General features: G+C 66.1%; 16 protein-coding genes and 2 pseudogenes. 12 read left to right on the top strand and 6 right to left on the bottom strand.

Features of this window, described 5'->3' with window-relative positions; genetic code table 11:
• Nucleotides 1–148: 148 nt before the first annotated feature.
• A complete protein-coding gene (locus tag AB0N02_RS25730) occupies nucleotides 149–418 on the bottom strand; it encodes a hypothetical protein (protein ID WP_363951289.1) in 270 nt (89 codons plus the stop codon).
• 874 nt (nucleotides 419–1,292) lie between these two features.
• Here AB0N02_RS25730 and AB0N02_RS25725 point away from each other — a divergent pair.
• Nucleotides 1,293–1,505: a hypothetical protein gene (locus AB0N02_RS25725; protein WP_363951287.1), complete on the top strand. Its 213-nt coding sequence runs from the start codon at nucleotides 1,293–1,295 to the stop codon at nucleotides 1,503–1,505.
• Between the two features lie 398 nt (nucleotides 1,506–1,903).
• Here AB0N02_RS25725 and AB0N02_RS25720 read toward each other — a convergent pair whose 3' ends face one another.
• Entirely contained in the window at nucleotides 1,904–3,010 is a 1,107-nt protein-coding gene (locus AB0N02_RS25720) for a serine hydrolase domain-containing protein (protein ID WP_363951284.1), read from the bottom strand.
• A gap of 449 nt (nucleotides 3,011–3,459) precedes the next feature.
• A complete protein-coding gene (locus AB0N02_RS25715) occupies nucleotides 3,460–4,194 on the bottom strand; it encodes an alpha/beta hydrolase (protein ID WP_363951282.1) in 735 nt (244 codons plus the stop codon).
• 83 nt (nucleotides 4,195–4,277) lie between these two features.
• Between AB0N02_RS25715 and AB0N02_RS25710 the strand changes: the two genes are divergently transcribed.
• Both AB0N02_RS25710 and AB0N02_RS25705 read left to right on the top strand, forming a co-directional pair.
• Complete coding sequence (locus AB0N02_RS25710) at nucleotides 4,278–5,252, top strand: YafY family protein (RefSeq protein WP_363951281.1); 975 nt, start codon at nucleotides 4,278–4,280, stop codon at nucleotides 5,250–5,252.
• A gap of 3 nt (nucleotides 5,253–5,255) precedes the next feature.
• On the top strand, nucleotides 5,256–5,519 hold the full coding sequence (locus AB0N02_RS25705) for a tyrosine-type recombinase/integrase (protein WP_363951675.1): 264 nt from the start codon (nucleotides 5,256–5,258) through the stop codon (nucleotides 5,517–5,519).
• A 13-nt stretch (nucleotides 5,520–5,532) separates the two neighbouring features.
• On the opposite strand, the gene AB0N02_RS25700 is transcribed toward AB0N02_RS25705, so the two are convergent.
• Together AB0N02_RS25700 and AB0N02_RS25695 are read right to left on the bottom strand one after the other, a co-directional pair.
• Nucleotides 5,533–5,991, bottom strand: coding sequence for a DUF6461 domain-containing protein (locus tag AB0N02_RS25700; RefSeq protein ID WP_363951279.1), 459 nt, complete (start codon nucleotides 5,989–5,991; stop codon nucleotides 5,533–5,535).
• Between the two features lie 964 nt (nucleotides 5,992–6,955).
• Complete coding sequence (locus tag AB0N02_RS25695) at nucleotides 6,956–7,081, bottom strand: hypothetical protein (protein WP_363951276.1); 126 nt, start codon at nucleotides 7,079–7,081, stop codon at nucleotides 6,956–6,958.
• A gap of 117 nt (nucleotides 7,082–7,198) precedes the next feature.
• Between AB0N02_RS25695 and AB0N02_RS25690 the strand changes: the two are divergent.
• The 4 genes and pseudogenes from AB0N02_RS25690 to AB0N02_RS25675 all read left to right on the top strand — a co-directional run.
• A pseudogene (locus AB0N02_RS25690) lies at nucleotides 7,199–7,474 on the top strand (hypothetical protein); the annotation flags it as partial.
• Nucleotides 7,475–7,879: 405 nt separating this feature from the next.
• Nucleotides 7,880–8,530 carry an SRPBCC family protein gene (locus AB0N02_RS25685; protein WP_363951273.1) on the top strand — a complete coding sequence of 217 codons (651 nt, stop codon included), beginning with the start codon at nucleotides 7,880–7,882 and terminating at the stop codon, nucleotides 8,528–8,530.
• Nucleotides 8,531–8,731: 201 nt separating this feature from the next.
• Nucleotides 8,732–8,986 (top strand): annotated as a pseudogene (locus AB0N02_RS25680) (dihydrofolate reductase family protein); the annotation flags it as partial.
• A 47-nt stretch (nucleotides 8,987–9,033) separates the two neighbouring features.
• On the top strand, nucleotides 9,034–9,831 hold the full coding sequence (locus AB0N02_RS25675) for a DUF6461 domain-containing protein (protein ID WP_363951271.1): 798 nt from the start codon (nucleotides 9,034–9,036) through the stop codon (nucleotides 9,829–9,831).
• Nucleotides 9,832–9,877: 46 nt separating this feature from the next.
• Here AB0N02_RS25675 and AB0N02_RS25670 read toward each other — a convergent pair whose 3' ends face one another.
• Nucleotides 9,878–11,128, bottom strand: a complete 1,251-nt coding sequence (locus tag AB0N02_RS25670) for a hypothetical protein (protein WP_363951269.1) — start codon at nucleotides 11,126–11,128, stop codon at nucleotides 9,878–9,880.
• 400 nt (nucleotides 11,129–11,528) lie between these two features.
• Here AB0N02_RS25670 and AB0N02_RS25665 point away from each other — a divergent pair, with 400 nt between their 5' ends.
• The 5 genes from AB0N02_RS25665 to AB0N02_RS25645 all read left to right on the top strand — a co-directional run bounded on the left by AB0N02_RS25665 (nucleotide 11,529) and on the right by AB0N02_RS25645 (nucleotide 15,923).
• The gene (locus AB0N02_RS25665; RefSeq protein ID WP_363951267.1) at nucleotides 11,529–12,128 is read left to right on the top strand and encodes a DUF1707 domain-containing protein; all 600 of its coding nucleotides are present in this window, start codon (nucleotides 11,529–11,531) and stop codon (nucleotides 12,126–12,128) included.
• A 787-nt stretch (nucleotides 12,129–12,915) separates the two neighbouring features.
• Complete coding sequence (locus AB0N02_RS25660) at nucleotides 12,916–13,518, top strand: Fic family protein (RefSeq protein ID WP_363951265.1); 603 nt, start codon at nucleotides 12,916–12,918, stop codon at nucleotides 13,516–13,518.
• 509 nt (nucleotides 13,519–14,027) lie between these two features.
• Nucleotides 14,028–14,411: a hypothetical protein gene (locus AB0N02_RS25655; RefSeq protein WP_363951263.1), complete on the top strand. Its 384-nt coding sequence runs from the start codon at nucleotides 14,028–14,030 to the stop codon at nucleotides 14,409–14,411.
• 321 nt (nucleotides 14,412–14,732) lie between these two features.
• Nucleotides 14,733–14,987, top strand: coding sequence for a PASTA domain-containing protein (locus AB0N02_RS25650; RefSeq protein WP_363951261.1), 255 nt, complete (start codon nucleotides 14,733–14,735; stop codon nucleotides 14,985–14,987).
• 471 nt (nucleotides 14,988–15,458) lie between these two features.
• Complete coding sequence (locus AB0N02_RS25645; protein ID WP_363951259.1) at nucleotides 15,459–15,923, top strand: hypothetical protein; 465 nt, start codon at nucleotides 15,459–15,461, stop codon at nucleotides 15,921–15,923.
• Nucleotides 15,924–16,073 lie beyond the last annotated feature (150 nt).

Here is a 16,073-nt window from a genome sequence, read left to right as displayed (position 1 = left end):
CCCGGGTACCGGCCTTCGAGGAGACGGTTCCCGAGTTTCTTCCGGCAGCCGTCACCGGGGCCTGGGCGTCGCGCGGCGGAAATCGCAGGCAGCGGCCGCCGCCGCCGATTTCCGCCTCAGGCTCCCCGAAGGCCCCGGTGTCCGGCCGTCACTCGGAGGAAGGAAGCTCGGCGGCAGGAGTGAAGCCGAGCGAGCCCACGTTGAGTCCCGGATCGAAGTCCTGGGTGTTGCCTGGCAGGACCACGGCCAGGGGGTACCACTGGTCCCGGCATCCTTGGCCGCTCCAGAGCACCACTCCAGCCGATGTCTCGTTGCGCACGCTGGTGACCACGGTGTCGTCCGAGAGGTTGTGGCACTCGTCGTCGAGCGGGATGACGATGGTCTCGGATCCAGTGGTCAGGGTGACTTTGTCGCTCATGTCGTTCCCTCTCCTGTTCCGCCGCAGGGAGCACGCGCGTGCACGCCCTGGGCTGTCACGTTCCAGTGGGAAGAACTCGCCTCCGGGACCGTCACCGGCTCCCGGGAATGGGCGGCAACCAGGACACGGACACGGTCCCCGTGGCCGGCCCCTGGAAGGAGCCGCCGCCCGGCCTGGCGACCAACATTTATCAACGGGTTACGCCGGATGCCAGTGTTAAAAATGTGGCCACACTGACAGTGCCCATCGGTAACGAAGCCACTACCGGGTGCGCGTGACCGCGTCGAGCCCGGTCGGCCGCTCCTGTCGCCGGCCGGGCGGATCAGGCGGAACGAGGGATCTGTCCGGTCAGCCCGGTTGCCGGCGGATACCGCCAACGCTGTCCCGCTGTTCCTCAGCCTGGGATCTATCCCGAGAGTGACAACATTCGCCTCTTAACCCTGTGTGGTGATAGGGATGCTCTCTGCGTGCGCTCCTCCCGGCCCCAGCGCGAGGCCGGAGCCGCAGGAACGGTCCGGGCAGACGTCGCCGACATCAGGGAAGTCATCAACCGGCTACCGAGGGACTACGCGGGACTCCACAAGGGAGACAGTTGAGCGTCGACGACTCCTACGGTCCGGTAATCCGGGCGTCGGGGTCCCGGTACAACCTGAGGTGCAATTCCGGTGCCCGGGTGGGCCGAGGCTGAGGCGCGAAGCCCCGGCCCGCCGATCGCCCCGGCCTCGGACGATGATCAGCCATCGCCGGGCGATCGTGAGGGCCGCGGTGAGGAATCCCATCGGCCACGCAGGCGAATCGCGGCTTCAAGACGAAGCCCAACGCCGATCCCAGCGAAAATAAGCATCCCGAGGAGGGCATTGGTAGAAAGCTCTTCGTGGAGGATGACATCAAAAACGGCTACCACCATCGCAAGTATGAAAGCGACGTTCCCCAGAGACCTCACGGTCAGGGCATCGCCCGCCGTGTCTGTTTCACGGGTGGCGGCGCTATCCGGCTCGTTCACACGGCAAAGCATCTCATCATGCACGATGACAGCAAAGAGTCCGTATCAGGGCAGACAGCAAATCATGATGAGGCGGTGGCGTAGCCCCGGTGCGATGACCGAGGGGCGAGTACGGCGCGCCGCGCCGCCGCGCTTGATACCCATGAGAACAATTCGGCAGTGTCCGCGCTAAATGATTGGACGCCTCGCCGGTTTCCTCTGTTCCCGGTGCTCGTCGACGAACGGCTCGAATCTTTCGGATTGGACGCGGACGGTTACGCCGAGTACGTCGCCCGATTCAACGACTAGAGCGGCGATCGCCGGGGGCGACCGACCACATGAGCGTCCAGCGGGGGCCGATGAGCATCCGAACGAAAAGTCCCGTCAGCGGAGCTGAGTTGAGCGGCTTACCGTGACTTTCCGTTCGGATGTGCCTAACCAGAGCGTTTTCGCAGGTCACGACTTAAGGGCGGGCTGGCGGGGCCGTGATCTTCTCGCCGGCCTCAGCGCAGCGCGCAGAGGGTGGCGTCGGCGAGGTCGAGGAGCTGGGGCGTGATCTCGCTCGGGTGGCGATTGATCGCGAGGGTGACCTGGCGGCGGCCGTCGGGGCTGGAGGCCGCGATCGTACGGTAGCCGTTGAAGCCGCCGCCGTGCCCGACCCAGGTGCCCGCGCAGTGCTTCAGCTTGGTCTCATACAGTCCGAGCCCGGCGTTGGCGCCCGGCCACATGCGCGCCGGATCGGCGGGGACCGTCGTGCGCATCTCCTTGAGCTGGGCCGGGGGCAGCAGCCTGCCGCCGAGCAACGCGGCCCAGAAACGGTCCAGATCGGAGGTCGTCGACACGAGCGCGCCCGCCGCGCCGCCGAAGGTCATGTTCCACTTGGTGGTGTCGTACCGCTCGCCCTCGTCGTAGACGTAACCGCTCGCGTGCCGTCCCGGGATGCGCGGGTTGTCGCCCGGCCACCACGTCCTGGTGAGCTTCAGCGGCCTGAGGATCCGCCGCGTGATCTCCGTGCCGATGTCGTTACCCGTGGCCTGCTTCACGATCATGGCCAGGAGGACGTAGTTGGTGCTCGAATAGTTCCAGGCCTTGTCCGACCGCGGTACGCGCAGCCCGATCGCGAACAGGTCGTCGGGCTCGAAGTGCTTGAAACGGTCACGCAAGGCGTCGATCTCGTCCGAGGACGTGTAGTCACCGAGCCCGCTCGTGTGCTGGAGCAGGTCCCTCACGGTGATCCTCTCGTTCGGGAAGTACTGTGTCAGGGGCGCGTCCAGACTGATCTTGCCCTCCGCCACGAGCTGGAGCACCACCGTCGCCGTGAACGACTTGGTGATGCTGCCTATCCTGATCCGCTCGTCACCGCGCATCCGCCGGCCCGTGGGGATGTCCGCCACCCCGCTGCCCAGCGACACCTGCCCGCACGCCGGGGAGCTGACCGTCGCGAGGATGCCCGGCGTGCCCCCCGCCTTCACGATCTCGTCGAGCGACCGTTGCAGCGCGCTCGTGTCGCACCTCCGCGTCGCCGCAGACGCCCCCGGCGCCGCTCCGACCGTCACCGCCCCCACAGCCGCGGCCAGTGCCAGCGCCACGGCGGCTCTCGTCTTTCTCATGTCCCCAGTGTGTCGATCTTCTGCACAGACCCGCCTCGTACTGCAGGCCCGACCCGCTCCTCCTGGAGGACCACATGATTCTCGGCGTCTCAGCCTGGGAGACGATGCCGGGGACACGCGTTCGCCCGCCGGGAGCGACTCCGCTGCCCGGCGAACGGCCCGCCCACCGGTCCGGCGGCCACGGCATGCTGCACGACTTCGCCGTCACCGAGCACCACGTCGTATGGCTCGACCTGCCGGTCACCTTCCAGCTGAAACGGTGCACGGGCCCGGCACCTCTCCACCACGCCGCGAGGTCCGGATCGGCGCCCGCCTCGGTAGAGGCCTCCCGTCGCCGGCCAGAGCCTGAGCGGACCTTCCGTGTTCCGTCGGCCAGGCCTGGGCGTGGGCCCGCAGCCTGCGGACGCTCTCGTGGTGAAGCATCGGGACGTGCCCGCCGTCCAGCACGGTCAGGAGACGGCCGCGTCGAGGATGTCGGCGAGTTCGGCGGGTGCGGACAGCATCGGCCAGTGCCCGGTGGGCAGGTCGAAGCGCCGCCACGGCGGCTGGTTCAGGAAGGCCAGCATCGGCACCCCGGCGTCCAGCAGGCCCTTGAAGTCATGGCAGGCGATCAGGACACGGTCCACACCGGAACCGGGCTCGCCCGGGTCGGCGAGGCGTTGAGTGTAGGTACCGAACGGCTGAGGGGTGGCACCCGCGCGTAGAACGTCCCGCCGGCCCTCATCGAGCCCGTCAAGGCTGCTGGACAAGCCCAGGACCTCGAAGGGCGGCATCGGCAGCCGCCATCCGTCACCGGAGGCGGCGACCTGGTGACGCAGCTGGTCCGCCGCCTCCGGCGGCATGAGGTCCAGCATGCACATGCCTGCGGCGAACGGGGCGCTGTCCAGGTAGACCACGCGCTTCAGCCGCTCACCGAGACGTCCGGCCGCCCCGGTCACCGGGGCGGCCGCATAGCTGTGGGCGACCAGCGTGACGTCGCGCAGATCGTTCCGCTCAACGAATCCGGTGATATCCGCGATGTGCGTGTCCAGGCCCGTCCGGGGTCCGCCCTGGTCGGCGTGCTCGGCCAGGCCCGTCAGCGTCATCGGCAGCGCCGTGTGGCCGCGCTCCCGCAGGGCGCGGACGGTGTCCTCCCAGACCCACGCCCCGAGCCAGGCGCCGGGAACGAGTACGAAGGTGGTCATGTGATCTCCCAGAAGTGAGGTGCGTGCTGCGGAAGCGTAAAGTCGATACAGGACAGATCCCGCCCTGAAATGCCGAGTGATCCATGTCGCATCCCCTGATCCGTGTGCTGACCCTGCTGGAACTCCTCCAGTCGAACGCCGGGCTCACCGGGGCGGAGCTGGCAGACCGTCTGAACACCGACGTCCGCACGGTGCGCCGGTACACCGCCCACCTGCGCGAACTGGGCATCCCCGTGGAGGCCGAACGCGGCCGCTACGGCGGCTACCGGCTGGCCCGCGGTTACCGGATGCCACCCCTGGTCCTCACCAACGACGAGGCCCTCGCCGTCGTCCTTGGCCTGCTCGCGGCAGAACGTCTGGGCATGGGCACGGCCGCACCGGCCAGTGCCGGTGCCCTGGCCAAGATCGAGCGGGTGCTCCCCCAAGCCCTGCGCGAACCGCTCGCCGCCATGCGGGAGACCCTCTCGTTCACCGCCGACACCGTGATCGGGCAGGCGCCCGGAACCGGCGTCCTGCTGGCCCTGGCCCAGGCCTCCCGCGCCCGCACGACCGTCGGCATCAGCCACCGGTCCTGGCGCCAAGAGCACACCGAACGCGACATCGACCCCTACGGCGTGGTCTTCCACACCGGCCGCTGGTACGTCGTCGGCCACGACCACCTCCGCGACAGCCTGCGGACCTTCCGCATCGACCGCATCGCCTCCGTCACCCCCCGAGCCGAGGGCTTCACCGCCCCCGACGGCTTCGACCCCGTCATCCACCTGACCTCGACCCTGGCAAAGGGGCCCTACCGCTGGCGGGTCGAGGTGACGATCCACGGCCCCCTGGATGAGATCGCCCGCCGGCTGCCTCGCTCAGTGGTGACCCTCACCGCCCAGCCCACCGGCGTCCTCATGCGCGCACGGGCGGAACGGCTGGACGGCATGGCGCACCTGCTCGCCTCCCTGGAATGGCCTTTCACCATCCATCACCCCGATGAACTACGGCAGGCCCTCAAGAACCTCGCCGACCGGCTCACCGCAGCCGCCCAACGGGGACCGGAAGAACCGCCGCGGTAAAAGATCCCGGGCCTCGCCGAGATCGACAAGGACGCCCGGGTGCACGACGCGCGACACACCGCCGCGACCCTGCTCCCGGAACAAGGTGTTGACCTGCGGGTGGTTCAGGTGGTCCCGGGGCACTCCCAGCTCACCACGACCAGGCGCCACACCCACATGACGGAGACACCGGCGGTGGACACGGCGGCACGGACGGAACGGACGCTGTTCGACGGCTTCGCCGGGCACGGCGGACGGAGAGTGTTCCGCGTATCTTCCAGATCTTGATGGGCACGGGGCGTCACCAGGAGGGGTACAGGTGGTCGGTGGGGCCGATCAAGGCGGGGCCGGCGTAGCGGGCGCGGGACAGATGGACGCCTGTGGCCCGTTCGGCGAGCGCGAGGGCACTGGAGACGGGATCCTCCGGGAACCGGGGGCATTCATCGTCGAGGTCCATGCCGAGCGCCTGGAGGTCGGCATGGAGCCGGTCGGGGTCGGCCCCCTCCCGGAAACGGTAGGAGTACAGACCGAACGTGGTGATCAAGCGACCGTCGACAGAGTAGGTGAAGTCCCTGTTGTTGATGGTCGCTCGCACCGCGGCCGCGGCCGTACCTTCCGACAGCGGCATATCGCGGTTGTAGATGATGCCGGCCCATCCGTATTCGATCAGGGCGGTCCCGCCGTCGGCCGCATAGGCCGCGACGCCGAATCCGGATTCCCCCAGGGGGGGCCGGGGTGACGCCGACGCGTTGCAAGGCATGTTCGGGGGACAGACCTTGGACGAAGCCGGCGAAGAGCCACAGCTCTCCGACGCCGTCGCTGAACTCCTGGCAGAGCCACCTGTAGGCTGCCGCCGTAGCGCTGGCCATTCTCATGCCTTCCCACGAGGGCGATGGACGCGGAGATCATGGCAGAGGGGGCCGACAACCTCGCTTGTTCGGTCCATGTGCTGTCAGCTTGGGAAGTCTCTGTCGCACGTGGCCGCTGGGCTGGGAAGACGTTGACCTGTGGGGGCAAGTGACCGTGATTCCCGGCGATTCCCCCTTGTTCACCCTCCTGATGGGCCCGCAACGGGCACGGCATCGCGCCCGACCAAAATCGGGTTAGCAGCTCTGATCTTGCCCGTCCCAATCGGTTCCGCCTGGACCAACAGGCCTCGGCGGTCCATCTGGAACGGATTTGGACGGTGCCGGATTGCAACTAGGACCGCAATTAAAACCCGTCGACTCAGATTCAGACGATCTATAACATGGGCACGCCGTCGCGGGCAAAGGCGATGCTGGGAAAGCCGCTTCAACCCTTGAGATCGTGGCCTATGAAGGAGTCTTGCTCCGAGGCCTGAGCCGGTTCGAGTCCGGTAGCTCCGCGATGGCACCGACCACCGGTTCGAAAGATCTCGGTACGCGTCCCTGGGAGCTGCTACGGCCCAGGTCAGAGGCAGTCTTACCGTGCCCGTGAGTCCCCGTGTTCCCCCTTGTTCCCCGGCCTTACAGGCACGTGATCGGCATGCCTTGAACACTTCCGAGTTCCTGCACGGTGCTCGGTTGGCCGATGCTGAGAAACGAAGTACCGGACCGTCGATCGCTCCCGATCCCGTACGGAGATCAGCCCGCATCAGACGATCGTGAGGGCGATACCGGCTTCGGCGCCGCATCATTGGCTTGAAAAACAGCACCTTTCGTGGGATCAACGGTGAACGATGTAGACCAGGACGGACCAGCTGATCACACGGCGATAGGGGAGAGATTATGAATTTCGATGTCTCTGGCGTGAGCGTGCTCTTCATGCTGCTCAGCGCTCTCTTTCAGTTCCTGGTCATCTACTTCGCCGTACGCCTTGCTCTGAAGCATGACCGTGAACGTTCCGGGCGTGGGTGACCGCAGAGGTGGCAACCTTGGAGAGTGGAGCGGCCGGCGTTCGGGCAGCGGGCCGTGCGGCGGCGTACCGTGGCGCCGCGCTTGATGCTCTGGAGGCAGGCCCGTGCCTACGCCTTCACCCCCGAGCAGGTCGCCTCACCGCTGGCGCGGCGACCGTACGATCTGCGGCACGCGGCGGTCTCGCTCTGGTTGAACGCCGGGGTTCACGCGCCGGAGGTCGCCGAGCGGGCCGGGCACGGGGTGAACGTGCTGCTCAAGGTCTACGCCAGGTGTATCGACAGGCAGCACGAGACAGCCAGCAATGGGACTCGAACCCGGAACCTACGGATTAAAAGAAGTCGATTCGATCAAGTTCATAGGCCCTGACCTGCGGTAGCGGTGCCCGTGGACGTCCGCCGAGTTCCGTCGCCGTTCGCCCCCTGGCTGTACTCGTGGCTGTACTCGTGGCTGTGCAGCCGGGCTCGCCTCGGGCTGTAGACCTCTGCCTTATCGGCACGATCAACGGCTCTGCGGTACGGCTTCCATCTCGCTCAAGGCTGAGGTCGCTGAGCGGGATCAACCGGAGCAGTTCGGGGACGTTGCCGTCAGCGCTGCTGTCATACACCTGACCTCGCGCTGGAACTGCATGGATGTAGTTTCGGCAGGCACACTCGCGCTAGTTATAGCTTCTCGCTTTTCCTATTGATGCTCACCATGCTTTGTTATAGATTCTAACTGTCGCTAGTGATGCTAACTTGACTGGCCGGGCCGGTCGATGAACAGAGGAGAAGGATGTTCGGTACTCGCTCGACCACCTCGCGAACCCCTCGTCGCCGGACCGGCGCGCGTGCTGTTCTGCTCGCGGTCCCGCTGGCTGTCGCCGGCGTCCTCGGCACCACTGCCGCGCCCACCCAGGCCGCCACCCCCGATCACGGCACCAGCCCGGCCTCACTGACCTGCCAAGGCAAAGGTGTCGACCCGGCCGCCAGAGCCCGCTACCGGACCGAGGTCTTCATTCAGGCGCCGCTCCGCACGATCTGGGATCTGCAGGCCGACGTGGAAGGCTGGCCCTCCTGGCAGAAGCCCGTCGCCCCCATGACCATGAAGCGCCTCGACTCGGGCCCACTGCGCAAGCACTCACAGTTCCAGGCGACCATTCACCTACCCCCCAACCCCCCGTTCCCGCCCCCCACGGTGGTCATCACCTCTACTGTCCGGCAACTCCAGTACGGCAAGTGCATCCGCTGGACCGGACCTGCCGACGGCGCCGGATTCCACATCGACGGCACCCATGTCTGGAATTTCATCAAAGTCCCCGGCGGCATCCTCGTCCGCACCGAAGAAAGCCACACCGGCCCACAAGCTGATCCAAACTCAGACATGGGCCTCGAAGCCTGGCTCAACGACCTCAAAACCGCCGCCGAATCCGACCCCCGCAACTGACCGGACAACAGCCGACCCGGCCCCGTCGGCTCAGCGGCCACACCGAGTCACCTCCGGACGCGCGCTTCGCCTCGTAGCCACCGATGTCTCTTTCTGTCTCTTTCGCGACGCCCGGGCGGGGTGTGAGAATCGGGGATGGTCGCCCGCCGGCGTCGTCCACGCTTTGGTCCCTGTCCGAGGCCGTCTCCGTAGCCTGGCGCGGAGATCGAGCGGTTGCGAGCCGAGCCGGGGGAGGGCGACATCGCGATCGGCGGCGCGACTCTCGCCGCCGAGGCCGCCGCGTTGGGTCTGATCGACGAGTACCGGGCCAGGGTCTACCCGGTGCTGGTTGGCGGTGGCATCCCCTTCTTTCCCCAGCACGAGCGCCAGGTGGATCTCGAACTCGTCGAGACCCGCACCTTCAGCTCAAGAGTCGTCTACCTCCGCCACCGCGTGGCGCGCCAGGCCGTGTCTTAAGAACGCTGCCGCCTCAGCTTGTCGGCCTGGGTCAGTAGTTTCCGATCATGTCCGATGCCGACTTCACGCCCCTCCGCGTCACCTACCGCGCGGGGCTCTCCCGTGACGCCTCCCTCCGCATGCGCGCATGGGCGAAGGCGAAGGGCTACTCCGTCAGCGAGCGTGGCCGCGTCGCGCCGGAGATCATCGATGCCTTCCTCGCCGCTCACCCAGAGGTCTACGAGCAGGCGAGAACGTTCGAGATGGTCCACGCCACCGCGAGAACCCCCGGCCCGTCGCCGGAGGACTACGAGTGGGAGGGGAACAGCCAGCTCGGGGACGTCTACACGATCGTCTTCGTTCGTGAGCTCGACGAGTACGAGGTGCTGCGCCGACTCGGCGCCGCGGACGAGGACATCCGGCTGATCGAAGATGGGGACCACTCCTATCCGGAAGGACCTCAGATCATCACCGTGAGACGAATCGGGGACTGGACTGTCGCGATCGAGGACTGCGGCCGGCGCGGCGCGCAACGGGAAGCTTTGGGCGCCCTGTCGCGCGACGGCGGAGAGGCTGTGACGGTGCAGCGGCATAACTACGCCCAGCACCTCGTCGCCTATGCCGTCGACGGCGAACTCGTCACCGACATCAACCCGGGGTTTCCCATCGACAGGCAGGGCGCAGATCCCGACCGGCTCAATCGTCATCTCCGCGAGCTGGGCATCGATCCGGCCGCCAGTGACAGCATCGACAACCCCATCCCGGCCAGCCTGGCCCTCGCCGGCCGCATCACCGGCGTCACGATCAGCCCACAACACCTTCGCCGCCCTGTTCTTGGTGCCGCCATACCCGGTGCCTCTTTCTGACCCACGGCAGTGTCGGGCCGGAAGCGACGGCGATGCGGCGATGCCCTCACCTCTCCCGGCTCCTGTAGGTGGCCCGCAGATCGATCAGCTTCTCCCTGGCCACCTCGTCCAAGGCCCGGCGCCGATCCTGGTCCTCCTCCCAGGTGGCCTCCGCGCACAAGACCCTGGCCGCCTCATGCGGCTCGGCGTCGCGCACCACGTACCAGACGGTGTCGTCACAGCCGCGCCTGTCGTGATCGCGGCGCAGGACCGTCACGATGCCGGAGACGAGGATCTGCCTGGTCCACGGGTTCCTGGCCAGAATCTGCCGATCCACCGTCAGCCCGTCGTCCATGAGCTCGCCGCCGAGCATGTCGTCCTCCCACCGCCACACGCGGCGGCTGACACCCGCCGGTACATACAGGGCGCCACGGCCTTCGAGGGGCACAGAGAACGTCCGCGTGCCGCCGCGGCACAACTCCTTGGCGATGCGCTCGCCGTCGGCGTACTCGCGCAGCCGATCCTCGCTCAGATCTTGCCCGGACAACGAGCCCCGCCGCGCCTGCTCGGCGTGGTAGCGGTCGATCAGCGGATCCTTGAACCGTCCCGCACGCGCCTGCGGCGGGGTGCAGGAAGCCGGGGTGAGGTCCACGTCGTCCTCGATGTCGACCCCGGCCCCGCGCAGCAACTCGTGAACGGTGACGCCCCTGCCCTCGGCCTTGCGGCGCAACATGCGCAGCCAGCCGTCGAAGGTGTCCAGGTCCGGGTCCACGCGCAGCGACGCCCAGTCCGCCACCGCCGAGACCGGCACCGGCACCTCCTGCCGCGCCGGAGGTTGCACGAGCTGCTCGGGCTCGAGGTCGATCGAGTAGTACAGCACCCCGCGCGCGATATAGGAGAACGGCGCCGCGTGCGTGATCGGGTCGAAGACGTCCTGGATCGGCCAGAACCTCAGCAGCCACGTCTCCTCGCACTCACCCGTGGCATGTCCGTCGCCCGGCTCGGGCTCACGCAGGTACATGTGCACGCCGTACTCGAAACGCGGCGGCCCGATCAGGAAGTCGTGCCCCCTGCCGTCCATCATCGCGACGATCGCGACCACGCCGCTCTCCGCGACGAACGTCGCCGAACTGACCGGCGTCCACGAGGCGTCCGCGGGCCCCGGCTCAGCGTCCCAGGACTCCAGCCGCACGGCCGCGACGAAGTGATAGATCTCGTCGGTGGGGGAGCTCCACTCCGGCAGGTCGGTGCCGTCCAGCCCAATCGTGTTGTACTCGACGTAGATCTCGTCGTCGAGCCTCCGCAGCAACTGTGCCATGTCAACGCCTTCGCCCTGTTGGTGATCATCCTGGCCTGGCGGAGTATGGCCCACCGCACCGACAATCCGAGCCGTACCGCACGCATCTTGATCGTGAACGCTTCAGGCTGCGGAAAATGAATCGCCCGATACGAGGAAGCCTCGGGACGGCCCCGCCAGGTCGGCGTCGTCCTCCTCTCCAGGGAACCGAACTTCCTCGCGGCACAGGCAGACGGATGCGGATGAAGCGCCGATCCTAGACAACCTCTATTGAAAGTAGGAGTTCGATATGGCGTTCTCGGCAGAACGAGCGGGTGAGCACCGGGACAAGGCCATCGTGGGGGCACCTGGCACCTGGCACCAGGTACTCGCGAGGGACGAGGGGCTCCGGCTCCTCCTCCGTTTTCGTATCATCGGCCATATGACCGGTGAGCCCTCACACCCCGTTCCCTCCGGCGAGTGGCGCGTCTCCCACACCGAACGCGAGGCGGTGGTGGAAAGGCTGAGCAAGGCGGCGGCCGAGGGGCGCCTCGACCTCACCGAGCTGGATGGGCGGCTGGAGCGGGCGCTGACCGCCAAGACCTACGCCGACCTCGTGCCTCTGACGGCGGACCTTCCCCCCGACGTTCCACCGGCCCCGAGACAGCCGCTGGTCCTCCAGGGGGGTCTCAGCGGCGTCACCCGCGCCGGCCACTGGCAGGTGCCCGCGAAGGTGGTCGCGCACGGCGGCATGGGCGGGGTCAAACTCGACTTCACCCAGACCGGTTGCCGCCTGCCCGAGGTCGAGCTGGAGGTGCACGGACAGGCGGGCGGCGTCACGGTCGTCATTCCCGACGGCTGGGCCGTGGAGACCAGCGAGATGAATCCGGGCCTCGGCGGCCTGAAAGACAAAGTCACCTCTCCCCGGCTTCCGGGCACACCGCTGATCCGCATGAACGGCACCGGTGGCGCGGGAGGCGTGGTCATTCGTCACCCCAACAGCTGGGAACGCCGGAAACTGAGGCGAGAGCAGTCGCGGTGAGCCGCCGGGCGCGGCCGTCGCCCTGATGAGGCATCTCCGAGTAGGCCGCCCACGAAAGGTTCAGGTCTCCACGATATGAGGGGAGAGTCAAGGAGGTCTGCCAGGTGCTTCAGGTCGGGATCGGTGGGTGCGGCCACCACGTCATCGTGAACGCCTGCCGCCCAGTTGCCTTGGGCTTCCCGCAAGACGTCCGGTTTCGGTCACGCCTCGCCCTCCCGGCGCTCCGCCCGTTCGGCCCCGCCTCGGCGGGGACTGCCCCTATCCTGATCTCATACCCGGCGTTGAAGAGAACTTCGCTGCGATCGACCGGCACCTCGACACGATCCGTGGGGACCTCGCCGAGCTGAAGGTCGACCAGGTCGAGATCCGCGATCTCCTGGCGCGCGTGGTGGCCCGCCTCGAGGGCATCCAGCCGTAGGGCGCGGCGCCCCAGGACACTACGGGCTAACGACGCTAGTTTGATTAGTTCGATTAGCTCTTAAGATGGCCTATCAAACTTCGTCGTTAGCGCCTACGCAGGGGAATCGGTGGCAGGAAGAGGTCGCCCAACCCGGGCCACGGTCTACGAACGGCTCCACCGTGCCCTGGAAGAGCTCATGGGTCTACGGCCAAGCGCTGGAACCTGACGCCTGGAGCGATGGCCTCCTGCTCAACCTGACCGAACTGTGCCGCATTCACCACACCGCCATGACTCCTGTCTGGGACGTCGCCCCCCCATCCGGACGCCACCGAGCGAGAAGGGTCCGGCCACTTCCGGGAACACGACATCCACCCCTTCGCCGAAGGGATGACGCCGCCATCCTGGGCACTCGTCCCCAGCGAAATCCAGCGGTGGGTCGACGACGTCTGTGAGCTCGGCAGAAAGGTCGAAGCCAAGAAAGAGCTCGGACACCCGTTGCCCGAAGCGCTCGTAAGGATTCACAACGCCTTCGAGCGCATTCATCCCTTCATCGACGGGAACGGCCGTACCGGCAGGCTGGTCCTCAACCTCATCCTGGTACGTCTCGGCTACCCGCCGATCATCGTGCTCAAGAAACAGCGTGACACCTACCTTCAGGCCCTCCGGCGGGGCGACGCAGGCGACTACGGGGCGCTCGGAGAACTCATCGCCAGGGCCATGGAAGAGAACCTCAACCGCTTTATCGTCCCCAACGTCGCTGGCCCCGCACGGCTCGTCCCGCTCGCCGCGCTGGCCGATGAAGAGTTCAGCGTCAACGCCCTCCGCCAGGCGGCCCAACGGGGACGCCTCAACGCAGTTCAAGGCACAGACGGTGTGTGGAGGTCCTCTCGTAAGTCGGTCAACGCCTATCGGGCGTCCAAGCACAAGACAGCCAAACCGAGAGCTAAGCGCGCGACCGAGCCGCCTTCGGAGCCACCGGGTCTCTTCTAGAACTCGTTAGGGCAGACCAGGACTGTCAGTACTCGTCTGGGCTGGCTGATAGCCACCAGGCGGGGCGGATGGGATGGGCGCTGTTCGACGACTGAGCAACGGCCCCACGTCAATTGCAACGGACAATGCAACCGGGCAGGCTTTCCGACCATGGGGATTGGAAAGCCTGCCCGGTTCGTTGAGGTAGGGCGCCTGGGACTCGAACCCAGAACCTACGGATTAAAAGAAGTCGATTCGAGCAAGGTCGGAGGCTCTGACCTGCGGTCGTGGTGTCCGTGGACATCCGCCGAGTTCCGCCGCCGTTCGCCCCCTTGGCTGTACTCGTGGCTGTACAGCCAAGCCTTGAGCAACTGGTGTGGAAAGGGGCGCCGTTCGCGTCGTCCTGGCTTCCAGCGAACTGAGGGTGAAGAACGAAGTCTCGAACCGTTGACTGTTTCGGTCACGCACCGTGATCGGCCACACGACGCAATAACCCCTGAACCGTGTCGACCCCATGTAGGCTCAGAAGAGTGATCACTCTTGATGGAGCCTTCTATCGCATCATGGATCCTGAGTTTGAGATGAGAATTCCGGCATGGGAAGGATACGAACCGGCCACTGCCGATGAGGCGGACGCGACGATCTATTTTCCTGACGGCTCCCGCCGATATGCGACTTTCATGACTTTGGACGTAGTCCGAAAGAAAATGGACGGAGATGCGCGCACAGGTGAGTGTCTCGGTGGTCGCTACTTCTACTGGTCAGACCTGATCATTATCAGGGACGTCGGGTTCGAAGGCATGGCGGCTGCGATTCGTGACCTGATTACCTCGGGCTACATCGAAAATGCCTGTGGCCTCCTTGAGCCTCTCGATGACGAAGAGGAAGACGATATTCAGGGAGAGGTTGGGTGAGGTGAGCTTTAGTGCTCAGTGCGAATGACAGAGATCGAACCTGCGGTATCAGCTTGGGAAGTCTCCATCACGCCTGGTCGCTGAGCTGGGAAGGTGATGACCTGCGGGGGAGCGCTTCGAGTGACCGTGGTTCCCCGTGAGTCCCCCTTGATCACCCTCCTGACGGGCACGCAACGGGCACGGCAACCGGTGGCAGCCGTCTTCCTTATCGGCTCAGTCTGGAGGAGTGCCCTTGTCATGGCTTGTCCTTCTCTGACTGAGCAAGGTACTGAGTCTTCCGACTGCCTGCATTCTGCGAGACCCTGACCATGGGAGGACGGTATGACGCAGGCTGGCGCGAGGCGGAGCGGTGAGTCTGAGGTGCCTGACCTCGTTGGGCTGACTGTCCACGTGGCTCGGCAGACCGGGCATGACGCGGGCCTCGTGGTCACTTCCCGGGATGTGGATGGGCCGCCCTTGAGTGTTCTGACCTGGCCTGGAACCTGGGTCGTTACGGCCCAGCATCCGCCTCCTGGAACGCGTCTGCCTCGCTGGGAAAACGTGATGATCGACTTTGAGAAGCTGTCAGGTGACTAGGCAGCCGGGGTTCGCGAGCCACTGCGGCCATTGCCCGATCCGGGAGCGCTTAGCGTGGAACGTGACCCGAGTGAATAAACCAGCCGCATTTTTCGGTGAGCCGGGGTGAGGAACGAACCCCGGAACTTCGATCGCCCCCCGACCACGACAGACTTGGCCACCCCGTGGCGATCGTAGGGCTGCATTGGGGCGGCGGCGCGACCAGAGGTCGGCGGGTGGCGTGGAAGCGGCGCGGCGGGTGTGCGGCGACAGCCTTTGAGCGGGATCGAGGTCGACTGCGGCACATGCCTTCGTAAGGGTGCTTAGGGTGTCTTCAGGGGTGAACGAAGACCTGGCGCGTTCAGTCGGCACAACTGTTCGGCTCTCGGTCATGAGGCGACGCTACCTTCTCCTTTCCTAGGCACCTTGCGGCGAGACAGCGATATCTAGGTTGGCCAACTAGCTGACGTACTGCACGTCGAACTGAGTACCGTGATGATCATGATGGGCTGTGAAGGATCGCTCTCGAAGCAGCAGGAAGCCTACTTCCAGGAATGGGAGGCGCAACGTCCGCTGTCGGTACGGGAGCAGAAGGAGGCCGCCGCCAAACGGCTAGTGGCCGCTGCCGGAGAGTTCAAGGATGCGCTGGTCGTCCCACTGACGCACCCCGATACGGGAGAGGATCTGCTGCCTAATTCGATTTCCTTGCCGCTGGACGTGTTCGTCGAGCTGTCCAGGATCGCGATCCGGCGAGCCATGTCGTCGGATAGGCAGGAGGCGGCCTTGAACCGGCTGAACGCGGCGAGTGAGGAGTTGTATGCCGCGATCCGCTGGGCTGCTGAACCGGCAGTCGGCGAGGGGGCAACGACGTGGCCGAAGGTGCCATCGCGGACTATGGTGAAGCTGACTGGTCTGAAAATGCATACGGTGCGTCAGATCACCCGTTCGAACGATTAGTAGTAGAACGTCGCGCGAGATCACGTGAGTAACCGACCTTGGCGGCGCTGCGCAACTGAGCTTGAAAGGCTGGTGTTACGACGGGGGCGCCGGGTGATGGCTTACGGCAATCGGTTATCCCGGAGGTATGAGGTATGCCGAGGGTGGCGG

The organism is Streptosporangium sp. NPDC051022 (genome assembly GCF_040683035.1).
In the GTDB taxonomy this organism is placed as follows: Bacteria; Actinomycetota; Actinomycetes; order Streptosporangiales; family Streptosporangiaceae; genus Streptosporangium.
Note: the sequence above shows the minus strand (reverse complement) of the source record. Positions and strands in the feature narration are given on the sequence as shown.